General features: G+C 67.4%; 8 protein-coding genes and 1 pseudogene. 4 read left to right on the top strand and 5 right to left on the bottom strand.

Features of this window, described 5'->3' with window-relative positions:
• Positions 1 to 527: endo-1,4-beta-xylanase (locus tag AB0H88_RS52415; protein WP_357657718.1), on the bottom strand; the 527-nt coding region annotated here is incomplete at its 3' end.
• Between the two features lie 720 nt (positions 528 to 1,247).
• Here AB0H88_RS52415 and AB0H88_RS52410 point away from each other — a divergent pair.
• Together AB0H88_RS52410 and AB0H88_RS52405 are read left to right on the top strand one after the other, a co-directional pair.
• The gene (locus AB0H88_RS52410) at positions 1,248 to 2,369 is read left to right on the top strand and encodes a lectin (RefSeq protein ID WP_357657716.1); all 1,122 of its coding nucleotides are present in this window, start codon (positions 1,248 to 1,250) and stop codon (positions 2,367 to 2,369) included.
• 25 nt (positions 2,370 to 2,394) lie between these two features.
• Positions 2,395 to 3,978 (top strand): RICIN domain-containing protein, encoded by a 1,584-nt coding sequence (locus AB0H88_RS52405; RefSeq protein ID WP_357657715.1) that lies wholly within the window; start codon positions 2,395 to 2,397, stop codon positions 3,976 to 3,978.
• A gap of 45 nt (positions 3,979 to 4,023) precedes the next feature.
• On the opposite strand, the gene AB0H88_RS52400 is transcribed toward AB0H88_RS52405, so the two are convergent.
• Genes AB0H88_RS52400 through AB0H88_RS52385 form a run of 4 tightly spaced genes read right to left on the bottom strand, consistent with a single transcriptional unit; the run spans position 4,024 to position 8,284 of the window.
• A complete protein-coding gene (locus tag AB0H88_RS52400; RefSeq protein ID WP_357657713.1) occupies positions 4,024 to 5,184 on the bottom strand; it encodes a mandelate racemase/muconate lactonizing enzyme family protein in 1,161 nt (386 codons plus the stop codon).
• Between the two features lies 1 nt (position 5,185).
• Positions 5,186 to 6,013 carry a carbohydrate ABC transporter permease gene (locus tag AB0H88_RS52395; RefSeq protein ID WP_357657711.1) on the bottom strand — a complete coding sequence of 276 codons (828 nt, stop codon included), beginning with the start codon at positions 6,011 to 6,013 and terminating at the stop codon, positions 5,186 to 5,188.
• The gene (locus tag AB0H88_RS52390; RefSeq protein WP_357657709.1) at positions 6,013 to 6,999 is read right to left on the bottom strand and encodes a sugar ABC transporter permease; all 987 of its coding nucleotides are present in this window, start codon (positions 6,997 to 6,999) and stop codon (positions 6,013 to 6,015) included. The genes AB0H88_RS52395 and AB0H88_RS52390 overlap by 1 nt, the downstream gene beginning before the upstream one ends.
• Positions 7,000 to 7,003: 4 nt before the next feature.
• On the bottom strand, positions 7,004 to 8,284 hold the full coding sequence (locus AB0H88_RS52385; protein ID WP_357657707.1) for an extracellular solute-binding protein: 1,281 nt from the start codon (positions 8,282 to 8,284) through the stop codon (positions 7,004 to 7,006).
• A gap of 195 nt (positions 8,285 to 8,479) precedes the next feature.
• Between AB0H88_RS52385 and AB0H88_RS52380 the strand changes: the two genes are divergently transcribed.
• Positions 8,480 to 9,169: a FadR/GntR family transcriptional regulator gene (locus AB0H88_RS52380; protein WP_357657705.1), complete on the top strand. Its 690-nt coding sequence runs from the start codon at positions 8,480 to 8,482 to the stop codon at positions 9,167 to 9,169.
• A gap of 337 nt (positions 9,170 to 9,506) precedes the next feature.
• Positions 9,507 to 10,049 (top strand): annotated as a pseudogene (locus tag AB0H88_RS52375) (hypothetical protein); the annotation flags it as partial.

Genomic DNA, 10,049 nt, shown 5'->3' with positions numbered 1-10,049 from the left:
TCGGCGTAGGCCTCGTTGACCACGTCCCAGGCGTAGATCTTGCCCTTGTAGTGGCCCATCACGCCGTTGATGTGATCGATCATCGCCTGGCGCAGCGTGCTGCCCGACAGCGACTGCATCCAGCCCGGCTGCTGGGAGTGCCAGGCCAGGGTGTGCCCGCGCACCCGCTTGCCGTTCTGCACGGCCCAGTTGTAGACGCGGTCCCCGCTGGTGAAGTTGAACTGCCCCCGGTTGGGCTCGGTGGCGTCGATCTTCATCTCGTTCTCGGCCGTCACCATGCTGAACTCGCGATTGGCGATCGTGGTGTAGGCGGAGTCGCCGAGCTTGCCCGAGGCGATGGCGGTGCCGAAGTAGCGACCGCTCTGCGCGGCGGCCGCGCCGAGCGTGCTCGCCGCGGCATCGGCCGGAATCGCCGTCGCCAGGGCCGTGATCAGGCCGAGTGCGCCGAGCGCGCCGGTGATCAGCGCCCGGCGGCGCGCGCCGAGCGGCCGTCTGGCGGTACGTGGGGACATGGCGTTGACACGCATGTTCGAGCCTCCAGCTGCCAATCATGGGAAAAGGATCGTGCGGGACGCACCTGCGGGCCCGACGCCACGCCTCCGGTGGACGCACACCACAGGCGCCGGGACGGCGCTCCCTCTGCCGAGCGCCACCGAGCCGGTAGGGGCGCTCACCTCGGGCACTTAGTGTGTGAATCTCGCCGAAAGTTGTCAAGGATATGGTGAAACTTTCGGCTGCGCTTGTCCCTTTCAGTGCTCGACTATGCAGCTAATCTGCGGATTGTGGCTCTTGAAATGTTTCGGCCTGGCTCGCCGGGCGAGGCTCAGATGAAAGTTTCATGGCGACGCTCCCGCTGGTCCGCTGCGGCTGGACTCGATAATCCGAGGTGAGCGCGCTCGGCGGATGCCTCTTCTGACCCGCCGCAAGCTAAGGCGCTCTTGACAGTACCTTTCTGCCTCATGTTTGCTCCGTCCCGCCACCACTTCCACCGGCCCGAGGGGAGCTTGACCAGCCAGCGCTCTGTTAGCGCTAACAGCGGAGAGGACGCAGGCGCGGATCTGGGGCTGCGACGGCCAGGCCGCCCAGCGCTGGACCCGCAACTGAGCTGGTGGCGTCGCTTTCGGCGTCATGGCCCGGCGAGGCGATGTCAGAGATGACAAACGTGATCACAGGGAGGTACTGGTGTCCACAGCAAAGGGGTCGATGCGCTGCCCGCATCCCTCGCGGCCGACGGCGAGGAGCTGAGCATGCGTACCTGGAGGCAATGGTGGGCCGCCGTGCTCACAACGGTGGCGTTAGCGGCGACCGGCATGGCGATGGGGACGGGGGTCGCCGGAGCCGAGTCCAGCGGCGGGGTCCACGTCATGCCGCTCGGCGACTCGATCACCGAAGGCACGCAGGTGCCGGGCGGCTACCGGATCGGGTTGTGGCAACGCCTGATCGGCGGACGCTACACGGTCGACCTCGTCGGGTCACAGTTCAACGGGCCGGGCAGCCTGGGCGATCACGATCATGAGGGTCATCCCGGGTGGCGGATCGACCAGATCGACGCGAACATCACCGGCTGGCTGCGCACGTACACACCGCACACGCTGCTGCTTCACATAGGTACCAACGACATCCTGCAGAACTACAACGTGGCCGGCGCCCCGCAGCGGCTGTCCACGCTGATCGACCACATCACCGCGGCCGCGCCCGACGCGGATGTCTTCGTCGCGACCATCATCCCGCTGTCCAACTCCGGCCAGGAGTCGGCCGCCCGCACGTTCAACGCGGCGATCCCCGGCATCGTCCAGAGCAAGGTGAACAGCGGCAAGCACGTCCACCTGGTCGACATGCACAGCAGGTTGACCACCTCCGACCTGATCGACGGCATCCACCCGACCGCCGGCGGTTACGACAAGATGGCCGCCGCGTGGTACGCGGCGCTGCAGTCGGTTCCTGGCAGCATCGGCCAGCCGGGGGGCGAAACCTCCAGCGAGATCGCGATCAGAGGCGTCGGCTCAGGCCGGTGCCTGGACGTCTCCGGCGCGTCACAGACGAACGGCGCGCAGGCCCAGATCTGGGACTGCAACAGCCAGTCCAACCAGCGCTGGACGCCAACCAGTGCCAACGAGCTGCGGATCTACGGCGGCAAGTGCCTGGACGTGTCCAACCGGAGCACCGCCGACGGCGCCGGCGTCATCATCTGGGACTGCAACGGCCAGAGCAATCAACAGTGGCGCTTCAACGCCGACGGCACCATCACCGCCGTCGGGGCGAACAAGTGCCTGGACGTGCCCAACTCCTCCACGGCCAACGGCGTCAAGCTCCAGATCTGGTCCTGCGGTGGCGCCGCCAATCAGCGCTGGACGCGCGTCGGCTCGTGACATCACTCCGTTAGGTGACAATCAGATGCGCAGAATCCTTGGCCTGACGATGGCCGCCTTACTGGCGGCCGGCTCCCTCCTCGCGATCGGCGGTGCCACGTCACCGGCCGTCGCCCTGGACAACGGCCTGGCCCGCACACCTCAGATGGGCTGGAACGACTGGAACAGCTTCGGCTGCAACATCAACGACACACTGATCCGTCAGACGGCCGATGCCATGGTCTCCAGCGGCATGGCGGCGGCGGGCTACACCTACGTCAACATCGACGACTGCTGGTCCACCAAGAGCCGTAACGCCAACGGCGACCTGGTGCCGGATCCCCAGAAATTTCCCAGCGGCATGAAGGCGCTGGCGGACTACGTACACGGCAAGGGGCTCAAGCTCGGCATCTACTCCTCGGCGGGCACGACGACGTGCGCGGGGTACCCGGCCAGTCTCGGCTACGAGCAGCGCGACGCCGCCCTGTGGGCGTCCTGGGGGATCGACTACCTGAAGTACGACAACTGCGGTGACCACCGGGGCATGAACGGGCAGCAGCGCTACACCGCCATGCGCGACGCGCTGGCCGCCACCGGACGCCCGATCCTCTACAGCCTGTGCAACTGGGGCCAGGAGAGCGTGTGGACCTGGGGGATGCCTGTCGGCAACTCCTGGCGCGACACCGGCGACATCGCGGCCAACTGGAACTCCATCACGGGCATCCTGGACCAGCAGGTCGGGCTGGAGACGTACTCTGGCCCGGGCGGGTGGAACGACCCCGACATGCTGGAGGTCGGCGTCGGCGGGGTGACGGGGACCGAGGGCCGCGCGCACTTCAGCCTGTGGTCGCTGCTGAACGCACCGCTCATCGCCGGAAACGACATCCGCACGATGAGCGCCGACACGCGCACCATCCTCACCAACACCGAGGTCATCGCGGTCAACCAGGACTGGGGCGGCCGGCAGGGCCACAAGATCAGCGACAACGGCAACCTGGAGGTCTGGCGCAAGCCGATGAAGAACGGCTCGGTCGCGGTCGTCCTGCTCAACCGGGGCACCTCGACCTCGACCGTCTCCACCACCGCCTCCGCCCTGGGGCTGGGCTCGGCGTCCTCCTACTCGGTACGTGACCTGTGGGCGCACACGACGTCCTCCTCCTCCGGGACGATCAGCGCGTCGGTTCCCGGGCACGGGGCGGCCATGTACGTCGTGACCGGAGGCGGCATCGTCCAGCCCACCACGGTCACGATCAAGGGCGTGGGCTCGGGCAAGTGCCTCGACGTCACCAATGCCTCGCAGGCCAACGGTGCGCAGGCGCAGATCTGGGACTGCGACGGCCGGCCCAGCCAGCAGTGGACGCCCTCCGCGAGCGGCGAACTGAAGGTCTACGGCGGCAAGTGCCTGGATGTGTACAACCGGGGAACCGCCGACGGCACCAACGTCATCATCTGGGACTGCAACGGCCAGAGCAATCAGCAGTGGCGCTTCAACGCCGACGGCACCATCACCGCCGTCGGGGCGAACAAGTGCCTGGACGCGCCGAACAACGCCACCGCCAACGGCACCAAACTCGTCATCTGGTCCTGCAATGGCGGCGCCAACCAGCGCTGGACCACCGCAACCGGGTAGCCACCTCCTGGCGGGCGCCCCTGACATCTGCGCCTCGGGCGGCAGTCACCTGCGCAAGGCGTCGGTCACCGGCAGCAGCCGCCGCCCGGCGTGCTCCGGCCGGGTGTGGGGGCCCTCGGCTGCCCTGGCGTCCGGCCGGCGGGTGAACCCGTTGATCGCGTTCTCGTCGACGGTGATGCCGAGACCCGGCGCGTCCCCGAGGATGAAGGCGCCGTCCTCGACGTAGGTGTCGAGCGACATCCCGAGCGGCGGGTGCAGGTCCTGCAGCTCGCTGGCCATGTGGTTCGGCACCGACGTCGCGGCGTGCAGCAGCGCGACCGGCGTGGTGCCGATCGGGCTGACCGGCAGGTCGTGGGCGTGCGCCAGGGCCGACACCCGCAGGAAGTGCGTCACCCCCCAGACCGCGGCCGTTTGTACGATGTCCACCGCCCCCGCGGCCAGCAGCGGACGGAACTGCTCCAGGCCGGTGAGGTTCTCCCCCGTGGCGACGGAGGCGCGGATGCCGTTGCCGACGGCGGCCAGGCCTTCGGCGTCCCACCGCCGGACCGGTTCCTCGATCCAGGTGAGATCCAGGCTGCGCTCCAGCTCACAGACGTGCCGGACCGCCTGCTTACGGGTCCATGCCTCGTTCACGTCGAGCATCAGGCCCGGCCTCGATCCGTGCCGGGCCTCGCTCAGCACGTCCCGTACCAGCGTCAGGCGGTGCCGGTCGCGTTCGATGTCGAGGCCGCCCTTGAGCTTGGCCGCGCGCAGACCGCGCTCGGCGTAGACCTGGTACGCGGAGACGAGTTCGTCGTCGGTCAGGCCGATGTCGAGGCCCGACGCGTAGGCGGGAACCCGCCGGTCCCGCCCGCCCAGAAGCCGCCAGAGCGGTTCACCGGCCGCCTGCGCCTTGATGTCCCACAGGGCGGTGTCGAGTGCGCCGATCGTGCCGAACACGGCGCCGGCGTGGCCCGCCTTGAAGGTCTGCCGCAGCATGCGGTCGTAGAGGGCCGTCACGCCGCGCGGGTCCTCCCCCTCGATCGCGGCGAACACGGTGTCGATCTCGACGTGCGGCCCGAGGCCGATGCCGGTGATCCCCTCGTCGGTGTCCACCATGACGATCGGCACCGGGACGACCCCGTCGGCGAAGACGCCGTTGGCATCACCGACGGGACGGCCCCATACCTGGACCGTCGTGGTGGTCCGATACGCAGTGATGCGCATGTCAGCCTTTCGTGGAACCAGCGGTGACGCCGTCGGCGATCTGCCGCTGAAGGAACAGATAGATCATCAGTACGGGTATCGCGGCGATCAGGACTCCCGAGGCGAACGTGGGGATGTCATCGGAGTACTGTCCGCGCAGCGAGTTGACGCCGATCATGAGGGTGCGGTGTTCGGGCGACGGCATCATTAGCAGCGAGATGAGCACGTCGTTCCAGCAGAACAAGGCGTCGAGGATGCCGACCGACAGCAGCGCCGGAACGCCCAGCGGCAGCATGATCCGCCGGTACACGCCGTAAGTGGTGTTTCCGTCGATCCTGGCGGCGTCGACGATCTCCGCCGGAATGGTCCGGTAGTGGCTCGTCATCAAGAAGACGGTGAACGGCAGGAACTGGGCGACATAGGCCAGGATGAGCCCCGGGTAGGTGTCGACGAGGCCGCTGTCGGCCATGATCCTGGTGAGCGGCACCATGATGACCTGGAAGGGGATGAACAACCCCGCCAGACAGCCCAGGAAGATCACCGAGGAACCGCGGAAGCGCAGCTGGCTCAGCGCGAAGCCCGCCATCGACCCCAGGAGCAGCAAGAGGACCACGGCGAAGGACACGACGACGAACGAATTGACGAAATATCGTGCCATTCCGGCGCTGGCCCACGCCTCGGCGAGGTTGTCCCAGCGCAGGGAACCCGCCGGGGAGAACCGGTCGAGGACGTAGTCACGCCGGGTCTTCATCGCGACGTTGACGGTGAACACGAGCGGATAGATCGTCGCCAGCGCGAGAGCGGCCATCGGGACGGCGGCCACCCACCTGGCCAGGCGTATGCCGTGCATCAGTCCTGCCTCCCAGCGCGGCGCAGCACGCCGATCTGCAGCAGCCCCACCACGAGCATGACGACGAACAGGACCGTCGAGGCGGCCGAGGCGAGCGCCGGGCGGTTCATCTGTCCCTGCTGGTGCCAGATGTAGAATTCCGGCAGGTAGGTCGAGCCCTCCGGGCCCCCGCCGGTCATCACGAAGAGCAGGCCGAACATGGACGTCAGCATCCCGATCATCGTGGTCACGAAGACGAACTGGATGGTGCGTGTCAGGCTCGGGATGATCACGTGCCAGATGGTCCGGCCGAGCGACGCGCCGTCCACCCGGGCGGCGTCCAGCAGGGAGGCGTCCAGGGTGCTGAATCCGGCGAGGAACACCACCAGGGCCATCCCGAACGTCGCCCATATGTGCACGCCGACCACGGTGAACATGGCGATGCCGGGGTCGCCGAGCCAGTCGATGGGGCCGGCGCCGATCGCTCCGAGGATGGCGTTCACCGGGCCGTCGAAGCCGAGCATGAGGTTGAAGATCGCACCGACGATTACCGGTGAGAGCACCGCCGGGAAGAAGTAGACGCTGCGGTAGACCCGGTGACCCGGCACTCGTAGGTAGATGAAGGTCGCGAGCAGGCCGGGAATCGCCACTGCCACGGGGAGCAGCAGCACCAGCAGCCCGACGTTGCTCAGGGACGTGCGGAACAACGGGTCGCCGAGCAGCTCCAGGTAGTTGCTCGCACCGACCGGGGTACCGTTGAACTCTCCGTCACCGGTGAAGGAGAAGTTGACCCCGAGAACCAGCGGCCACAGCCGCAGCACCACGATGATCAGTACGGCCGGGGCCACCAGGACATAGGGCGCGAGCCGCTCGGCGCGCGGCCCACGGGAGGTGGACCGGGCGCTCGCATGGACGCCCCCGAGGTGTCCACGTCGCTTCATCGTCGCCGCGCCGACCCGCCCGGAGCGGGCCGGGCGGACCTGCGGTGACGAACTTCCGATCGGCACGCGATCAGCTCTTCCGATCGGAGGCGGCCAACTGCCGCACCGCCTTGTCCACGGTGGCCGACCCGCTCAGGAGTTGCTGGGACAGTCTTCCCATCAGGTCCAGGGTCTTGGAGGACAGCGCGACGTGCAGGGCGGGCTTGCCGGTCTTGATCTCGGGCACGATCGCGGCGACGGCCGGCCCTGCCTGCGAGACGTCGATCGTCGTGTCGGAGGCGATCGCGCCGGCCTTGGCGTAGAACGCGGTCAAGGCGTCGGTCGAGGTCAGGGATCGCACCAGATCGGCGGCCAGCTTCGGGTCCTTCGTCCACTTGGCGACGGCATATCCGATGCCGCCGTCGTACGGAAGGCTCGGGGTGGCCCCGCCGGTGACGACCGGGGCCGGCATGATGCCGATCTTGTCGGGCGGCAGGAACTCGGCGAAGTCCTTCCAGTGCCCGACGTCCGACATCAGCCCGATGATGTGCGCGGCCTTATTGGTCTCGAAGACCCTGAAGATGTCGGTGAACATCGCGGTGGAGTTGGCGCCCTCGTTGTTCAGCCCTTTGTCGTTGGCGTCCTTCCACAGTTCGAAGATCCGCTTCACATGGGGGGAGGTCCAGTCACGCTTCCCGGCGATCCAGTCGTCGTACTCCTGAGGCGTCAGGATGCCGGAGCCGAGGCCCGACATGAAGAACTGGATGCCGAAGCCTTCCTTGTTGCCGAGCGCGAAACACGCGGCTCCGGTCGCCTTCTTGATGGCGGCGCAGTCGGCGACGAACTCGTCCCAGGTCTTGGGCGGGTTCGCCGGGTCGAGACCGGCCTTCTCGTAGAGCGCCTTGTTGTAGTAGATCGGGTGGCCCTGCAGGGTCACCGGCGCGGCGTAGGTCTTGCCGTCCTTGCTGAAGGCGTCCCAGCCGGCCAAGCGGCTCTTGTCCTCGCTCACGTACTGGTCCAGCGGTACGAGCGCGTTCACCCGGTCACGGATCTGCCCGCCCCCGTTGAAGAGCATGACGTCGGGACCCTTGTTCGACTGAACGGCTGTGCCGAGCAAGGTGTAGTACTGGTCGAACGGCTGGGCGACGAACTCGACGGTGACGTCAGGATGCCGCTGGGCGAAGTCGGCCTTCGCCTTCTCGATGTAGGCGGCGGCCGCCGGTTCGCCGGACTTCCAGTCCCACACCACGAGCTTGTGCTGCTTGGGCTGCGAGTCTCCGCCGGACGGGGCCTCCGTCCGCGCCGCGCTCCCGCAACCGGCCACGGCCAGTCCCGTGGCAAGCAGGACCGACCACCACACTCGCTGCTTCATAGATGTCACCCTTCGAGAGCGGCCGATACGCCCGGCCGTCCCGGCGAAACATAATTCGTATGACGTATTACGGTCAAGGGACACCTGTAGACTGATCCAGATCATGGGAGCGATATGACGGCATCGCAGGAAACAGGCAGCGCTGTCCCGGCACCACCGGCCTGGGCACAACGTCCGGCCAGTCTCGCCAGAGCGGTGACCGCCGAGCTGGTGGAGCGCATCGTTCGCGGCGTGCACCCGCCGGGGACGTCGCTGCCCACCGAGCCCGCGCTGTGCGAAGCCTTCTCCGTAAGCCGCACCGTCGTACGGGAAGCCGTGAAAGTCCTGCAGGAGAAGGGGCTCGTGCAGGTCCGCCAAGGCGCCGGCACCATGATCACTCCTCCCGCGATGTGGAACATGCTCGACGAGCTCGTCCTCGCCGCCACCATCGCTGAGGACGAGAGCCTGGCGATCCTCGACGACCTCGTCGTCACCCGGCGCGTGCTGGAGTCCGACATGGCGAACGTCGCCGCCCGTGTAGGGGGGCCGGACACCGTGGAGCGGCTGCGCGCGCTGGTGGATCGCATGGACGAGTTGGTGGACGACCACGTCGCGTACGCCGACAGCGACCGCGCCTTCCACGACACGATCATGCGGGCTTCAGGAAACCGCATCGCTCGTGGCGTCGTACGGTCGCTGGAGAGCCAGGTCGTCAACTCCGCCCGATACCTGGGCCGGACCGATCGGGCCCTGTGCGTGGCGTCGAACCTCGGCCACCGCCGCATCTACGAGCGCATCGCCGCCTGCGATCCCGCCGGCGCCGCCGAGGCCATGTTCAACCACATCACCGACGCCTGGCTCGTCCGCCGCAGCGGGTCCGCCGACCCGGGCTGGCTGAAGCGCTAGCGTCCCGGAACCGATTCGATCGAGCGCTGTGAAAGTTTCACCGCAGCGTGTCAGCGGTGACCGCGACCGCTTCCCCTGGCCAGACGCGGGAGCGAAGGGTCGTCCAGGCAGAGCGCCGGCAACCGGGGAAAGGCCGCTTCTTGACAGGCCCGGTCACGGTCATATTTGCTCCGCTGCACCGCCATCCGCAGCCACCCGGAAGAAAGGAGGCTCGATTGCGAGGGGCTGAGTGAGCGTTAACACCGACGACTCGGCCGGACGGCGGAAATGGCTTCCTCATTTCTCCGGTAAAGGAACATGCTCGATGTGCAGGCATAGGTCCTTAATCGTCGCTGTCGTGACCGCGGTATTGCTCGCCCTGGCTCCGGCATATACGGCCACGGCCGACAGCGCCACCATGAAGAGCACCCTGGGGACCACCGCGGGGTGCGGCAAGACGCCGACGCTGAGAAGCGGTCCGCAGTCGATAACGACCAGCGGCAAGAATCGCAGTTTCATTCTGAGAATTCCCGACAACTACACCAACACCACCCCCTACCGGTTAATCTTCGGATTCCACTGGAATGGCGGCACCGCCAATGACGTCGACGGCGGCGGAACCAGCGGGTACCCCTGGTCCTACTACGGGCTCAGGGCGTTGTCGAACAACACCGCGATCTTCGTCGCGCCCCAGGGCTTCAACAACGGCTGGGCCAATTCCGGCGGCGAGGACATCACCTTCGTCGACGACATGATCCGGCGGATCGAGGCCGACCTCTGTGTCGACACCTCCCAGCGCTTCGCCCTGGGCTTCAGCTACGGCGGCGGCATGAGCTTCTCGCTCGCGTGTTCACGGGCGACGGTCTTCCGCGCGGTGGCGGTGTATTCCGGCGGCCAGCTC

Source organism: Nonomuraea sp. NPDC050680 (assembly GCF_040654555.1).
In the GTDB taxonomy this organism is placed as follows: Bacteria; Actinomycetota; Actinomycetes; order Streptosporangiales; family Streptosporangiaceae; genus Nonomuraea.
The sequence above is the reverse complement of the archived record's forward strand: the minus strand, read 5'-3'. Positions and strand labels throughout refer to the sequence as shown.

What these genes read in the sequence shown, in the direction of transcription:
- AB0H88_RS52400 (WP_357657713.1), bottom strand. Translation starts at nt 5,184, where the DNA reads ATGCGCATCACTGCGTATCGGACCACCACGACGGTCCAGGTATGGGGC.
- AB0H88_RS52410 (WP_357657716.1), top strand. Translation starts at nt 1,248, where the DNA reads ATGCGTACCTGGAGGCAATGGTGGGCCGCCGTGCTCACAACGGTGGCG.
- AB0H88_RS52395 (WP_357657711.1), bottom strand. Translation starts at nt 6,013, where the DNA reads ATGCACGGCATACGCCTGGCCAGGTGGGTGGCCGCCGTCCCGATGGCC.
- AB0H88_RS52405 (WP_357657715.1), top strand. Translation starts at nt 2,395, where the DNA reads ATGCGCAGAATCCTTGGCCTGACGATGGCCGCCTTACTGGCGGCCGGC.
- AB0H88_RS52385 (WP_357657707.1), bottom strand. Translation starts at nt 8,284, where the DNA reads ATGAAGCAGCGAGTGTGGTGGTCGGTCCTGCTTGCCACGGGACTGGCC.